The organism is Acinetobacter sp. FY683, from assembly GCF_059515885.1.
The window spans coordinates 1-15,307 of the sequence record NZ_JCAKNA010000022.1; the positions used below are offsets into that span (position 1 = coordinate 1).

Below are 15,307 nucleotides of genomic sequence, written 5' to 3' on the forward strand. Positions count from 1 at the left end.
ACTAATAAGGTCAAGATCACCGCTGAAACCATTATAAGTATTATGTCTATTATATCTTCGGAGGTCATATTTTTATCCTCGTTATTTTTTGTTATTTTTTATAATAATATGTTTTGAAAATAATGCAATATGTAAAAATTCCACTTGGAACGGACGCTTTCGGACAATACGCACAACAATATATATATCCTATTTTTCTTATTACCTTAAATTACCACACAAATATTTTATTCAAAAAAATACCCACGAATTGGAGTAAGTGGGTAATAAACTGGAGAATCCATATTAATATAGTCGGATTTAATCATTTTGTTTGTATCAAATACGTAAGTTTGGCGACAATCAATCTAAACCACTAAGAATAAAAGGAAGCCGCCAAAACCTTTCCGAGCAAAGGCTTGATATGGTCAACTATTAGGAATTTCCGAATAGCTCAACCAAGAAGTGTTTCTTCTATGTTGATTTAATTATGGCAAATTCGCCATTTTTTAAAACCGTCGAATTCGACAGAATTAAAAGGCTCGATTTTGATCTAATTAGAATTTCAGATAATAAAAAACCCCGAGGTTAGTCGGGGTGAGTAAGAATATGTGCATCTCTCCCAAAATACACATATAGATAACGCTGTATTCTTATTGAAAACTAATATAACAAACAAATATTTAGTTTTAATTAGCAAAATATATCAATAAAACGCATTTTTCGATAAGCAAAAAAACCCGCATCTCTTGGGGAAGAAATGCAGGTTATAAACTTGGAATTAAAAATTAAATTCCTGTGGAGTAACACCCACTATTTTACTAGGTTTATTTATTAAGTAACTAGTAATACCTACCAAAAATAAGTTTTACAACATTGATACTTTATTAGTCTATGAACCAAAGATTAAATAACTGGCATTAAAAAAGCCCATCTTTCGATGAGCTTCTTACTGTGCAACTTACATACTTCGTGCACTATAACTAAAATATGCCATATCCTGTCCGGACAGTCAAATTATTCTTAGTCGTTTATCATGTCCATTCAAAAAGTATTTCCCTGCAAAAATCATGCTATCCAAAGCAGTTCTTCCTAATTTAAATTGATGCTCCATTTGGCGAAGCGACATCCCACAGACATTCTTCTCAATAAAAAGATTAACCGCTACTTTGGCTGAATCGCAGATGCGTGGTGAATACTTTAGATCAATGATAAGTTTTCGCACCTCTTCTGCTTCAAAATCATTAATTTCGCAAATCAATTGATTCTTACGTGGTGCTACACCTTTGTTGTTTTCACAGATCAACCAATATATTTGATTCACACCCAAACTATCAGGCGCATTACCTGATTTCATGCGACATGTTGCAATGTAAGCCCCGTATTGTTTCATCCATTCTTCAGCTGTAAATTTCGACCAATCCATAACTTTCACCATCGCATTCATCCCTTTACCCTCTCACCAATTCTTCAATCTGTTTAATTGCAAATCCGCTTGTTACTTGTTCTGTGCTAAATCTAAATACCTGATAACCCATTGCTGTAGCTGTGTTGTACTTCTCCATATCCCCTAAGTAGCCTTTACCTCTCGTATGACGACCACCTGACCAGATACCCCCTTCAACCTCAATCAACAGCTTTGTATTTTCAATATAAAAATCAGCTCTCCATTTCCTTGTAGGGTGAAACCTAAATTCGCTCTTAAATGCGATTTTCAGCGCTTTTAATTGCATCCTTAGTGTTTGCTCACCCTTACTCTGTTTCTTCACGCCACGCTTCGGACATTTTGATTTAAGCTTATTTCCGTATTGTTTCTTGTATTCAGCGAGTGAGATACTGGTCATTCAACCCCCATATCCGCTTCGTTCTCTTGAAATTGTTCTAGCAACAATTCTTCTTCTAAGTCGTGATTTGTCATGAAGCCACCCAAAATAATTGCTTCGCCTTATCTGTCGCTTTAAAACCTAGTGGCTTGCATCCATCTGCAGTTAAATAACCTTCCTTAACCAACTGTCTTGAAATTACATTCGCAGAGAATCTTGACAAACCTGTCCATTCAGCAATATCCATCGTGCTAAATCGTCCTTTGCTTTGAATTGCATTTTTTAAAACGTGTACAATTTTTTCTGTTTGTTTTACGGCGCTGTGTTGTTTTTTCATGCTGCGACTCCGTGGTGATAACAGTAATTACACACTTCAAAATCATAGGGGTTAAATTGCCAGTTAATCTTCCCGCACTTAGGGCAATTGAAACGCGTTTTAGGGTTTGGATTTTTACGTCTAGCTTTCTGTAAGTGCTCTGGTTTTTTTAATCCAGCACCAAAAACCATGATTCCTTTATTAAGTTTTCTAAAATCAAAAGTTCTACGCTTTACCCTATCTGCTAAACAGAAAGGAATAATCACATAGCTTGAATCTAATTTTTTAGCGACAGAGCAACCAAATACTGAGGCGCTAGAAAAATCGGTTGATGTGCTGCACTTATCGGTATTTAACCAATAGACATCATTCCCATCCCATTCACCTTTTTTGAAAGCAACATATGTATTATGGATATCAGTAAAAAACTGAGTTTCATTAGGAATGTATTGATGATCGACCTTCCATATAGCTAGCGCATCAACATGATCGGCAGAAATCGGCAAGTCATATTCGCGTGCATGGTTAAAGTGATACTGAGCTTCTTCCAAGGTGCATTCATGAGCTTGATCAATATCAGTGTGATAGCCCTTAAACTCTTTACGCTGAAAACTAACACTTGAACCAACATTGTCTCGAAAACATGCTAGATAAAATCTATCTTTCACACCCCACCCCCAACTCTTGAATCTTCTTGAATACCCACAAAACGACAAATGTCTAAACGATCTGCAACTCGTGCAATTCCCTTTTTGCCGTGACGGTTTTTCCCAACAATGATTTCAGTGATACCTGTAGGCTCATCGTCATTAGGATTTACCACTGGATGTACTAATAAAATTTGGTCTGCATCCTGCTCAATCTGACCTGATTCTTTTAGATCACTTGGCTTTGGACGCTTACCCTTTTCCGATTCACGATTAAGCTGTGCAAGCGCAATCACAGGACAATCAAACTCTTTCGCCATAGCTTTCAAATCACGGCTAATTGAACTCACTTCCTGATAGCGGTCTTTCTTGCTTGGATCACGTACAAGCTGTAAGTAATCAACGATGATGCAACCTAATTTTTTATAATTACGCTTTGCTTTACGTGCATAAGAGTGAATTTCAGAGATCGTTGGTTTTTGCTTATCTTCAACATGAATCTTTAATTTCCCTAATCGCTCTTGAGCATCCACAAATAAATGTGTTTCGTTTTCAAGTTCAGCATTGTGAATATGCGAAAAGGAATCTGTGATACAGCAGAGATACAGCGGTTAGTGAATGTTTCAACATCCATTTCAGCAGAGATAACCAATACAGCCTCTTGGAACTGCATAGCCGTTTGGATAGCGACCATTTGAGCCAAAGTAGATTTACCTGAACCAGGACGACCGCCTATCACACAAAAATGGCCTTTCTGAATTATTCCAACCAAGTTATCCAAATGAGGAAGGTTGAACTTCACTCCTACAAATTGCTTTGTTGCTTTCGCTTGTGCTTTTTGAATCAGTTGCTCACCTGAACGCTTCACTGCTTCTTCAAATGTAAAGCTTGTTTTTTCAGCCTTATCGCTTGTTGATCCTTGGCTTAGAATGTTTTCAGCAGCGTTATGAATATCAGTAACCGACAAATCTTTAGCGACTTCCTGAATACTGCGACCCATCACTTCAACTTCACGATGGTTTTTAAACTTCACCAACTCAGCAACATAGCTTTCAAGGTTGTAAAAACTTGATGGAGCCTCTGCCATCATCTGCATAAGGTATTCAGTTGCATCAAATAACGTATTTTCTTGATTGAGTTGTTGTTCAACCATCAAAACGTCATACGGCTTGTTTTTATCAGCAAGGCTTACGATTGCTTTGTAAATATCCTGATGCTTGTTTGCATGAAAACAATCTGTTGTTAAGTCACCCATTACAGCTTCATAAGAATTTTGAACTGTCATCAGTGCTGCTAATACACATTGTTCGATTGAGATATTGTGAATATTGCTCATTACCAATCTCCCATGTCAGCAGTGAAGTTTTGAGGGATGGTTGATTGGTAAGGCTGAGGTGTATTCAACCAGTAATCATTTTCCCATTGTTTTTGATTTAACCAAGCTGTTGGAGCTGGAATGAACTCACCATCTTGCTTAGTCCAAGACACATCATTTTTTTGTTTTTCAAGAATCGATATCAAAATATCTAAATTAAATTCAGACTGATATTTCTCGAAAGTTTTAGCTGTACCAGATTTATTAGATTTACGTTTGCAATGAGGATAAGCCTCCCAAAATTTCTCAAACGCTTCTGGGTACCCACCTTGTTTTTTACTTGCTTTAAAAAGAGTTGCTTTAATAGATGCGGTTTTTCCGACAAGATTGGATTCGGTTTTTCCGACAAGATTGCTATTATTCTTGTCGGTTTTTCCGAGTCCAGACTCTTGATTCTGTTTTTCCGAGTCGAGAACACCATCACATAATCTGTATTCTGTAACTGCTTTGTATTCTCGATCAGCTTCGATGATCTTCATTGACTCAAGAATGCGAATGGCTGAAATTACAGCATCTTTTTTATACCCAGTAGCGCGCTCAAATTCTGCAATGCTGATTGATCTACTATCAACACCCCAGCCACGAGTTCTTCTCACAATATAGACATACACAGATAATGGTGCGCCCTTTAGCTCTGCTAACATGCTGTTATCAACACAGGCATTAGGGAGCATAAATGCATTAACAATAAAAGCACTCACAGTTTCTCCCCCACCATAAATCTGCATAATTCTCCTTTTGCAACTGCTAAGTGGTGTGCATTTTCAATTGTTTTACTAAAAACAAATGCCTCCACAGCTTTTTGGAAATTATCAATTCGACGTTGCAACTCGATTTCAAGCATTTGAGATCGTACCTGATCTTAAAACACACCCTACTTTCTTGGCTGATTTAATTAAACAAGCAAAGGACCATATCAACACACTTACACCAGATCAACTTGCGATGATTAAAGCAGGTGAGGAAATGGAAAACTTTATTCAAAGTTGTGGTGAAGCTCAATATGCAAGTGAGTTGAATCAATTAACCGAGTCTTTGGATAAACAACATCCTTTCTATCAAAACATGCGTTTATCTGTGTTGAATCGTGCCAATGAATTGAAATGCACCTATAACAAAGAACGTGGTTCTTGGGTTGATTCACCTGAATTTAACGGTATTACGGATGCTCAACGTGATGAACTCCAAGAGCTATTAAATCAAGCTGGTATCGATGTGATGACGTTCTGTGAAAACAATGGAATTGACAGCCTGATCAGTATTGAATCTCAACATTTTGAAGCTGTTAAAGCTGACGTAATTAAGCAAGGACAAGGGAAAGCTGTCGCATGAACACCGTAATTTTAGACACAGAAACTCATTCAATTAATGGCTACCCAATTGAAATCGCTTATGCACCCTGCTCACTTGAGCAAGGTGTGTTGGTGGTGAATCAAGACCAGGTATTCGATGAATACTACTCTTGCCCTGCTCCAATTTCATTGGGTGCTATGGCTGTTCATCACATCCTTGAAAGTGATATTGCATTAAAACCAAGTTATGAAACTTTCCGTTTACCGTCGGGTGTGGAATTTATGATTGGTCACAAAGTGGATTATGACATTCAAGCTGTTCGCTTATGTGATTCATCTATCAATGTGAAGGGTATTTGTACCTTAGCTTTAGCTCGTATGGTTTGGAAAAACTTGGATTCTCATACGCTTGGTGCTTTGTATCACATTGTTCAAGAGTGGTTGCTTGAGCGTGATTTGCCTAAAAATGTGGTTGAGAGTTTGAAGGAGGAAGGTTGATGGGTGCATTTAAATACACAATAACAGTCGAGGCAGACACCCCTCCTAAAATTATGCTAGGTCAAGACATTGGGGGTGCGATTGTTAAAGAACTTAAAGAGATTCAAGCTGAACTTGTAACTGCTGCTCAATTAGCCAAAGCCTACAATCTAAGTGTAACAACGATTCGAGAGAAGCTTACAAGCATTAATCAAGGATCAGAAGGTAAGTCGCTATACAATCCTCAAATAGCACATAACCTACTCACCCAAAAAGTAAGAAAAGGAAGACCGAGAGCTAATTAGCTCTCGTTTAATAACTTGTATTCTGGAGAAATCAATCATATGAGTGAATATAATCACTTAGTATAGATTCTACTTTAAATAATAAAAAGAACCCAATGATACCCCTTCCTTAAAGCCCACTACTAGATGCTTGCACCAAAGTGTAAATAAGCTCTCAACTGAATTTAGATATTCCTAGACCAATCCTTACTTATGCTTGAAAAGCATTTTTTATTTATGTATTATTTTTATCAATAACTTATTTCTATAAAACAATCTAACTACTAGGAATTTTATCATGTCTAAATTTACAACTGTTCTCGCAACTACTATGGCTATTGGCGCATTAGTATTAACAGGATGTTCTAAGGAAAAAGAAGTTGAAACTGTAACAGTTACAGAAGTTGAAGCTTCTGCTCCTGTAGCAGCTAGTGATGCTGTGGTAGAGAGTTCAGCTCCAACAGTTGTAGAAGTCGTAGAGGTTGAAGTTTCTGCCCCTGCTTCTGCTCCAAGTGCAAACTAATATAAAATTATAATTACTAGCAAAACGATATTGCTGGTTTCTAAAAAAGGATGAAATTTCATCCTTTTTTATCATCTATACATCAATATCATTCTCAACTCTAATGACTTAGATTTCTAATACAAATTTATAGCTTCATACTCTCATTTTCATTAAACATTTCAACCAAGTCTTGAGCATCAGGGTTGTAGTAAGTGTTAATTAAAATTCCGATAGTCTTATGCCCTGTAATTTTAGCTAATATTTCAACAGGTAGTTTTTTATCTTTTACCATGCGAGTGATAGCTTCATGTCGAGTGTCATGAAAGTTGATTTCATTTAGCCCAGCTTTTTCTCTTTCCCTATGCCATGTTCTTCTGAATGACTTTTCTTTTACGGGAACAATAATGTCCTGATCATCAGGAATCAGTGATAAAAGTCGTTTAGCTTCTTTTGACAAAGGTACATTTCGAGAATCACCATTTTTGGTCATGGGTAAATAAATATACCCATCTTTAATATTACTTCGAGTCATTGAAAGTATTTCACCCTTTCGCATTGCTGTTTCCAAAGCAAAGAGCATTGACCATGCAACATAATGCATCACTCGAACAGGTGTAGTATTTTTATCCCATTTTAAGCACTCAAGCATTTTTTCTTGATCAGCTTCATATATTCGCTGCTCTCTTGGCTTGCCTTTATTTGGCTTAGTCACAACAGTCCATACATTCTTTTCTAAAATGAAAAGCTCTTTGATTGCGTAACTAAATACAGATGCAAACATAGCAAACTCACGAAGTGCTGTACTGCTCTGCACTTCCAATACTCGCTTATTTCTCCAACGCACAATATCTTCAGGTTGAAAATCATAAATAGACTTTGTTGCTAACTCACCAAGAATTCGATCAATGTTGTCAAACTTATTTTTAATAACATGAGCTGATTTTAATTTGATTCCACGCTCAACATAATATTTTCCACAAAGCTGCTTAAAAGGGTACGCAGGCCTTACCCCTTTTTCTTCTTCGGCTCTACCTGTTTTTAACTCAAGTAGTTTAAGCGCTGCCCACTGCTCACACTCTTTCGCAGTATCCCTTGTTGCTGAATAACGTTTTTTATCGTACGTCACAGTAATTCTAAAGGTCGAACCACGCTGTATTGGCTTGGGTAATTTCATAATATTCTTGGTGTAGATTTGGTGCAGATTTCTTTTAATAATACCAATTTTACTGTAAAAATTGTAAAAATAATGAGAATTTTATCACTTACGGTAATAGAAAAGCCGTCATATTGGACGGCTTTTTAAATCATAACATACTGTTTTAATTACTTTTTATCAGGAATAGATGCTTCAGTTGTAATATTTACTGTAATTTTATCTCCAACATTTGGCACATACGCACCTACACCAAATGCAGAACGATCAAAAGATGTGGTTGCATTAAAACCAATCGTTTCTAGTTTTGTCATTGGGTGTACAGCTTGTTGATTTAATACAGCATCTAAAACAACAGGTTTAGTCACATCTTTAATAGTTAAGTTACCTGTAATTTTAAAATGTTTTTTATCTGTAGTTTCAACTTTAGTACTTTTAAATGTGATGTTTGGGTATTTTGCTGCATCAAAGAAATCTGCAGTTTTTAAATGATCATCCAAAGCTTTTACATTTGTGTTTAAGCTTGCAACTGGAATCGTTACATCTACAGATGATTTTTCAGGCTTCGCATTATCTACATTAATTGTACCTTGAATATCGCTAAAGTTTGCAGATGGCGTAGAAAAACCAAAGTGATTCCAAGTAAATACTGTTGCTGTATGTGTTGGGTCAATTTTATAAGTTACAGCTTTTGCCATAGAAAGTGTTGTTGCCGAAGCAAGTGCTAAACCTAGTGCAAGTGTTTTAAATTTCATGTTTATATCCTTTTCTGAATATGAATTAGTCTATATTTTTCTTTAATAATTACACTGTTATGTATAAAACGATATGTTGCAAATATGGAACGACCCATAAACCGTGTACTTTATTTCAAGCTTATTCATTTCAAATTTAAGTTTGAATTATTTACACATACATAATCTACTTTGGTTGGTTATTAATACTAAACTATTACCATTAAATTGGGTTAAAAAAAGATGGATTTATACCCATCTTTTTTAGTCTAAATAAAATGATTATTCAATATCATAAACCCAGTTACGCGCTTGTTTGTCTGTGGTAGTTTCACAGACATAATAGTCGTGATCCCATGAATCGGGATGGAAGATTTCTTTTTTGGTGTAAGTGACATTCTTACCTTTTTCGATACAGACAAAGCTGTCGCCTTGGTCTTTCACTTGAGTTCCGTTGAGGAAACCACCAATACAGAGGAATCGGGATTGTTTGGGCATAAAAATCATACAATTTAAAAATAAGCTAGAAATTTTACACTGCTTTTAATATAGCATAACGATCTGATTCAAAATGCTACTGACTACTCGTGTTCATTTTTTAAATGCTTTTGGTATTCAAATTCTTCATCCTTCCAATCGCAAATAAATTTCTCTATGCAATTCTTTTGACTTTCAAAAGAATTCTTGTAATTTCTAATAATATCTTCAATATTTAATTCAGTATTAGGCTCTAAAGCTTGATAAGGTATATTTTTTACCAACTGATACTTATAAATATATTTACCCCATTCACTGCCAAAATCAGAAAGAGAATTTAGAAGTAATATAATTTGCTCATAATTATTTAACTGTACTCTTAAATGTTTCACATATTCTTTTTTCTGAGCTTCAGTCAAAATCTTAGACTCATCAACTTGTGTAACACAAAAATAAAGGTTTCTAAAATAATGCCCTAACCTACTTTGATGACCTCCCAAAGCTTTATAATTAATCCCAGCTTTAGAACTTATTAAACCTCTAACCTCTTCATCAGTAATAATCTCCATTAATTCTTTTACTTTAATAGCTTTATACTTTTTTAAGTAAGGGGCTAAAGTTCTTCTAGACCTAGTTCCACCGCCAATAAAAAAACAAAGATAAGCAATTTCCATTCTCTGTAAATTTGAAAAGCTATATTTCGGGTCTAACCATATATTTTTTTTAATATTTAGAGTTTCATATATAGCCATCAACTCTCTAAACATTTTTAAGAAAGCTTTAGCCCCCTCATAATTTTCACCATTATTTTTATCAATTACTATAGAATTGAAGTTTGCTCTATGAATTTCTAATAGTCTGAAAAATCTATCTTCAAACCTTTGTTGCTTAGCTCTATCTTTTTCATTGATAAAAGTTAGATATACAAAAACTAATGCAACGCTAGAAAAAAATAATGCAACTATCGAAGAAATAGCTGATAGTAAATCTCCCCAATATCCAATATGGACAATAAAATTATCTTGTGCATTTTTGTAGCTAACATCTTCTTTTATTTCTACTTTACTATCTTGTAATTTCTTTTCTACCGTATACTGATATACCTGTTGATCAACACTCATTTCTTTAACTATCTTATTACTTTCATCATTGTAACTTTTTTTCTCATCATGAGCTTTTAACCAATTTTGAAAGCCTATGTAATTTTCTTCATAAGCGTCCATTTTTTGAATAGAGTAACTTATATAATCTAATGATTTTTTAAATATATTCTGATTATTAAAGCACCAAATACATATATTAAAAATAACAATTAAAAAAACAAAATGCTTAACACTTCTAAAAGGGTTTAAAAAAGCATTATTAAAAAGTTTTTTTATCCATAAAATCATAAAATATTTCACAAAAAATAAGGGCTGATTAATCAGCCCTTATTTTTAACTCAAATCACTTTAATTTTCAACAAATTAAGACAATTGAGCAGCAGCAATTTTCTTAGTATCAACATCTTTAGAAGCGTCTGTGTAGTCGCTCATTTTGTCGAAACTTAAGTATTGGTAAATATCAGCAGACATGCTATCAATTTGAGCAGCATATTCTTGATATTCAGCAGGAGTTGGTAATTTACCAAGTACCGCAGCAACAGAAGCCAATTCAGCAGAAGCTAAGTAAACGTTAGCACCTTGACCTAAACGGTTCGGGAAGTTACGAGTAGAAGTCGAAACACAAGTTGTGTTCGGCGCTACACGTGCTTGGTTACCCATACATAATGAACAACCTGGCATTTCAGTACGCGCGCCAGCTTTACCATAAGTATTGTAGAAACCTTCTTCCATCAATTGACGTTCGTCCATACGCGTAGGTGGAGCAATCCACAAACGAGTTGAAAGTACGCCACCAGGAACTTTCTCAAGTAACTTACCAGTCGCACGGAAGTGACCGATGTTAGTCATACATGAACCAACAAATACTTCGTCAATTTTCACGCCTTGAACGTCAGATAACAATTTCGCATCATCTGGATCGTTTGGACAGCAAAGAACTGGCTCAGTAATTGTAGCAAGGTCAATTTCATACACTTTAGTGTATTCAGCGTCAGCATCAGCTTTAAGAAGTGATGGGTTCGCTAACCATTTTTCCATGTTCTCAACACGGCGCGCCATAGTACGAGCATCGCCATAACCTTCAGAAATCATCCATTTCAACATAGTAATGTTTGATTTAAGGTATTCAGCAACTTTCTCTTCAGAAAGTGTGATAGAACAACCAGCAGCTGAACGTTCAGCAGAAGCATCAGAAAGTTCGAACGCTTGCTCAACAGTTAAGTCAGTTTCCATTTCTGTTAAGTCGATCTCTAAGATACGACCAGAGAAGATGTTTTTCTTACCTTTCTTCTCTACAGTTAAGTCACCTTGCTGAATCGCAACGTAAGGAATTGCATGTACTAGGTCACGTAGAGTGATACCAGGTTGCATTTTACCTTTGAACTTAACAAGAACAGATTCAGGCATATCTAGTGGCATAACACCAGTCGCTGCAGCGAATGCTACAAGACCAGAACCCGCAGGGAACGAAATACCAATTGGGAAACGAGTATGTGAGTCACCACCAGTACCAACAGTATCTGGAAGAAGCATACGGTTTAACCAAGAGTGAATAATACCGTCACCTGGGCGTAAAGATACACCACCACGGTTCATGATGAAATCAGGAAGCGAGTGTTGCATTTGAACGTCAACTGGCTTTGGATAAGCAGCGGTATGACAGAAAGATTGCATAACTAGGTCCGCAGAGAAACCTAAGCAAGCTAAGTCTTTCAATTCGTCACGAGTCATTGGACCTGTTGTATCTTGAGAACCAACAGTAGTCATCTTAGGTTCGCAGTAAGTACCTGGAAGTACACCTTGACCTTCAGGAAGACCACAAGCGCGACCAACCATTTTTTGAGCTTGAGTGAAGCCTTTACCAGTTGCAGCAGGCTGAACTGGAGTACGGAATAAAGTCGATGGAGCAAGACCTAATTCTTCACGTGCTTTAGTTGTTAAACCACGACCAACGATTAAGTTGATACGACCACCCGCACGAACTTCATCAAGAAGTACTGGAGTTTTAAGTTCAGCTTCAGCAATAACAGCGCCATCTTTAGATGCAGTTACTTTTGCAGCAGCATGGTCAATGTTAAGTACAATTTCGTCGCCCATGTTCATGTTTTGAACATCGATTTCGATTGGTAACGCACCAGCATCTTCCATTGTGTTGAAGAAAATCGGAGCGATTTTAGAACCTAAGCAGTAACCACCGTCTTTTTTGTTCGGGATGTGAGCGATGTCATCACCAAAGAACCAAAGAACAGAGTTAGTTGCAGATTTACGAGATGAACCTGTACCAACAACGTCACCAACGTAAGCAACTTGGTTGCCTTTAGCAACAAGCGCTTTAATTTGGTTTAATGGACCAACTTCACCTGGTTTTTCAGGGTTGATGCCATCACGTTCGTTTTTCAACATTGCATTTGCATGTAATGGAATATCTGGACGGCTCCAAGCGTCTTGTGCAGGTGACAAGTCGTCTGTGTTTGTTTCGCCAGTTACTTTGAAAACTGTAAGTTTGATTTCTGAAGGAACGTCTTTACGAGTTGTGAACCATTCAGCATCAGCCCAAGATTGCATAACTGCTTTTGCATTTGCATTACCAGCACGTGCTTTATCTGCAACGTCATGGAACGCATCAAATACAAGAAGAGTTTTCTTAAGCGCTTCAGCAGCTAATTCAGCAAGTTCTGCATCATCAAGCAAAGCAACTAAAGGAGCTACGTTATAACCACCAAGCATAGTACCTAGTAAGTAAACCGCACGTTCTTTAGAAACTAATGGAGATGTCGCTTCGCCTTTTGCCAATGCAGCTAAGAAAGCAGCTTTTACATAAGCAGCTTGGTCTACACCTGCAGGAACACGGTTTTCAAGCAAATCAACTAAAAATGCTTCTTCACCTGCTGGTGGATTTTTTAATAATTCAACTAATGCAGCTGTTTGAGCATCATCAAGTGGTTTCGGTGGGACTCCGAGTGCGGCACGTTCTTCAACGTGTTGGCGGTAAGCTTCTAGCACGGTGTAATTCCTCTTCTTAAAAATTTATTTACAAATTCCAACCTTTTCAGGCTTCGTAAATAATATGGACTACTTTATGTTACTAAAATTCCAGTTAAAAGTTAATGCGCTACAAGTGTTTCTTCGTGATGCCCATTATTTATTAACTAAATGATGCCTATCTTGATTATTCGATAACCGAATTGCTAAAAATACGTACATCTTTGTCTTATATTTAACACTTTTTATGCACAAAAGAATCATAAAAAAGGCAACATCATGTTGCCTTTTTTATTTTTATATTGATATTCAACCTTAGTGGACTGTAGTGCTTTGAATATATTGCTCTAAAGTTGTGCAGCACCCTTCAAATTTTATTTGAATCTGATTTTCGTTTAGCATTTTACTCATCTTAATTTGACAAAAAAGAGACTCTATTTTTACATATTTGATTGTATTTTATGTAACCAAAAATACTTAGGCTATTTTGCTTCTTATATAAAAAAACCGTTCATTAGAACGGTTTATAATCTGGCATTTGATCATGCGGTGTTGCAATACATCTTTCCGTTACTTTTGCTTTAAGATTATCACGTGAACCTTCCACATCATTTTTCAATTCTGCTTCTGGTAATGCATAAGCTTCTTCAATAATTTTTAGTACAAAACCTTTGGTAGTTTCATCTTCAATTTTTTCTGCATGCTCAATTGCCTTGTCTTTTTCAATACCGTTTTGACGGTCTAAAACAATTGAACGTGCTGCATTACCTACGCTTGTACAGTAACCATGCCACTGTTCTTGCGGAGTTAAAGGTTTCTTTTCTGCACAGCCTGTTAATACAACAAGAATGCTCAAAGCAAGTAACTTTTTCATTCAAAATCTCCTCTTATGCCTATCATAATCAAATTTAACTTAAATAAGAAATTTCAAAGATTTTAAAAATACAAAAAAGCCCCTTCTGGAGCTTTTTGATACTAAATTTAACAAATTAAACCATTAACCACATGAAGCTCTTAGAACTTTTTGAGTTGTAGGATCAACTGTTATCGTAATACGATCTGATCGATAATCCATTGTAATAGGCTGACCAGGTTTGACCGTACGTACAGTAGATGATTTGGTTTTTTCTTTAATTTGCTCTTCAGTTAAATTTTTAAGTCCAACCAATTTTTGTGCTTCATCTGCTACACATTCAGCTTGGCTTTTTCTAAAGTATTCCCACTCTTCAATTACTTGCCCGTTGGGTAAGTGACAGTAACCAACTTGCCCCTTTACTTCATTTTCAATTGATAATTTTCCGCCTTGTTGTACACAATATTGGCTTGCAGGATTTGCCATACCTAGCTGAGGTTTACTGTCAGACTTTGTTTGTGCTGTTGAGCATGCAGTTATTGATGCAAAAATAGCACCAATTAATAGAAGCTTTTTCATAAATTATTATCATCTTAAAAGATTAAAATGTATCAGATTCTAAAAGTAGATGAGTCAATCATTTACAATTATTATTCAATAATAATGTTCATCTTACGCTACATATTCTTAAATTTTACTTTATTTTCGTTCATTCAAAAACCATAAAAAATGCCTGTAATTTATGAAAAATCATATTTTTACAGGCTCATCTTAATGAAAATCACCTAAACTAAAATTGAATAAGAAACGCGAGTTATAAGAATGTAACTTAACAATAAATCCAATACGCTATAAATTAAAGTAAATGATTGTTTTTTAAATACTTTGTTTGAATTTTCATAATAAACCTAGTTTTGGGTGATAAAAAACCTCCAAAAGGAGGCTTATATCTTAGTTATCGTTGTTGCAGTGTTTCTTCCACTGTGGCTCAAACATCGTGCTTCCATCATCATCCATAATCACTATTTCTTTAACAAGTACGTACTTTTTAAAACCTGTGTACTCACCCTGATCATTTTTAACATTCACTTCGCCACAAGCACCTTTTTGATTTCTAAATTGTGCTGAATCAGGATCTTTTAATTTTTGCTTAATATTTAAAATGGCTTGATCTTCAAGGCTTGCTCTAGCCTGCTGAGTACTATCAGCACACCCAACCAATCCCAATACAAAACACAACCCTAGTATTTTTTTCATACAACCACCCTCATATAGTGTACTTAAAATACTCAATATTAAGAAAAAAA

The 15,307-nt window shown here is 35.8% G+C and carries 15 protein-coding genes and 3 pseudogenes; 4 read left to right on the plus strand and 14 right to left on the minus strand.

The features are described from left to right. Nucleotides 1-991: 991 nt before the first annotated feature. The 6 genes and pseudogenes from AC5YDH_RS11200 to AC5YDH_RS11225 all read right to left on the minus strand — a co-directional run bounded on the left by AC5YDH_RS11200 (nucleotide 992) and on the right by AC5YDH_RS11225 (nucleotide 4,868). Nucleotides 992-1,426: a hypothetical protein gene (locus AC5YDH_RS11200; RefSeq protein WP_496119542.1), complete on the minus strand. Its 435-nt coding sequence runs from the start codon at nucleotides 1,424-1,426 to the stop codon at nucleotides 992-994. A gap of 4 nt (nucleotides 1,427-1,430) precedes the next feature. Then, the gene (locus tag AC5YDH_RS11205; RefSeq protein ID WP_496119544.1) at nucleotides 1,431-1,823 is read right to left on the minus strand and encodes a DUF559 domain-containing protein; all 393 of its coding nucleotides are present in this window, start codon (nucleotides 1,821-1,823) and stop codon (nucleotides 1,431-1,433) included. Between the two features lie 70 nt (nucleotides 1,824-1,893). Then, the gene (locus AC5YDH_RS11210; protein ID WP_496119546.1) at nucleotides 1,894-2,139 is read right to left on the minus strand and encodes a hypothetical protein; all 246 of its coding nucleotides are present in this window, start codon (nucleotides 2,137-2,139) and stop codon (nucleotides 1,894-1,896) included. Then, nucleotides 2,136-2,786, minus strand: a complete 651-nt coding sequence (locus AC5YDH_RS11215) for a hypothetical protein (protein ID WP_496119548.1) — start codon at nucleotides 2,784-2,786, stop codon at nucleotides 2,136-2,138. Before AC5YDH_RS11215 ends, AC5YDH_RS11210 begins: the two co-directional genes overlap by 4 nt. Continuing rightward, nucleotides 2,783-4,101 (minus strand): annotated as a pseudogene (locus AC5YDH_RS11220) (replicative DNA helicase). The gene AC5YDH_RS11215 and the pseudogene AC5YDH_RS11220 overlap by 4 nt, the downstream one beginning before the upstream one ends. Further along, entirely contained in the window at nucleotides 4,101-4,868 is a 768-nt protein-coding gene (locus tag AC5YDH_RS11225; RefSeq protein WP_496119550.1) for an LvrA C-terminal domain-related protein, read from the minus strand. Before AC5YDH_RS11225 ends, AC5YDH_RS11220 begins: the two are co-directional and overlap by 1 nt. A gap of 124 nt (nucleotides 4,869-4,992) precedes the next feature. Here AC5YDH_RS11225 and AC5YDH_RS11230 point away from each other — a divergent pair. The 4 genes and pseudogenes from AC5YDH_RS11230 to AC5YDH_RS11245 form a co-directional block, all read left to right on the plus strand. Then, a pseudogene (locus AC5YDH_RS11230) lies at nucleotides 4,993-5,472 on the plus strand (ATP-binding protein); the annotation flags it as partial. Next, nucleotides 5,469-5,864: pseudogene (locus AC5YDH_RS11235) on the plus strand (3'-5' exonuclease); the annotation flags it as partial. The pseudogenes AC5YDH_RS11230 and AC5YDH_RS11235, both read left to right, overlap by 4 nt. Nucleotides 5,865-5,929: 65 nt before the next feature. After that, complete coding sequence (locus AC5YDH_RS11240) at nucleotides 5,930-6,214, plus strand: DNA-binding protein (RefSeq protein ID WP_496119552.1); 285 nt, start codon at nucleotides 5,930-5,932, stop codon at nucleotides 6,212-6,214. Nucleotides 6,215-6,491: 277 nt separating this feature from the next. Further along, a complete protein-coding gene (locus tag AC5YDH_RS11245) occupies nucleotides 6,492-6,716 on the plus strand; it encodes a hypothetical protein (RefSeq protein ID WP_496119554.1) in 225 nt (74 codons plus the stop codon). A gap of 127 nt (nucleotides 6,717-6,843) precedes the next feature. On the opposite strand, the gene AC5YDH_RS11250 is transcribed toward AC5YDH_RS11245, so the two are convergent. From AC5YDH_RS11250 to AC5YDH_RS11285, 8 genes are all read right to left on the minus strand, one after another. Then, nucleotides 6,844-7,872 (minus strand): tyrosine-type recombinase/integrase, encoded by a 1,029-nt coding sequence (locus tag AC5YDH_RS11250; protein ID WP_496119555.1) that lies wholly within the window; start codon nucleotides 7,870-7,872, stop codon nucleotides 6,844-6,846. A gap of 149 nt (nucleotides 7,873-8,021) precedes the next feature. After that, a complete protein-coding gene (locus tag AC5YDH_RS11255; RefSeq protein WP_496119557.1) occupies nucleotides 8,022-8,606 on the minus strand; it encodes a YceI family protein in 585 nt (194 codons plus the stop codon). 261 nt (nucleotides 8,607-8,867) lie between these two features. After that, nucleotides 8,868-9,083: a hypothetical protein gene (locus AC5YDH_RS11260; RefSeq protein ID WP_496119559.1), complete on the minus strand. Its 216-nt coding sequence runs from the start codon at nucleotides 9,081-9,083 to the stop codon at nucleotides 8,868-8,870. A gap of 83 nt (nucleotides 9,084-9,166) precedes the next feature. Next, nucleotides 9,167-10,453, minus strand: coding sequence for a putative phage abortive infection protein (locus AC5YDH_RS11265; protein WP_496119561.1), 1,287 nt, complete (start codon nucleotides 10,451-10,453; stop codon nucleotides 9,167-9,169). Nucleotides 10,454-10,528: 75 nt separating this feature from the next. After that, a complete protein-coding gene (locus AC5YDH_RS11270; RefSeq protein WP_496119562.1) occupies nucleotides 10,529-13,168 on the minus strand; it encodes a bifunctional aconitate hydratase 2/2-methylisocitrate dehydratase in 2,640 nt (879 codons plus the stop codon). 493 nt (nucleotides 13,169-13,661) lie between these two features. After that, entirely contained in the window at nucleotides 13,662-14,021 is a 360-nt protein-coding gene (locus AC5YDH_RS11275) for a hypothetical protein (RefSeq protein WP_496119566.1), read from the minus strand. A gap of 123 nt (nucleotides 14,022-14,144) precedes the next feature. Continuing rightward, entirely contained in the window at nucleotides 14,145-14,579 is a 435-nt protein-coding gene (locus AC5YDH_RS11280; protein WP_496119570.1) for an I78 family peptidase inhibitor, read from the minus strand. A 372-nt stretch (nucleotides 14,580-14,951) separates the two neighbouring features. Further along, a complete protein-coding gene (locus AC5YDH_RS11285; protein WP_496119571.1) occupies nucleotides 14,952-15,257 on the minus strand; it encodes a hypothetical protein in 306 nt (101 codons plus the stop codon). Nucleotides 15,258-15,307 lie beyond the last annotated feature (50 nt).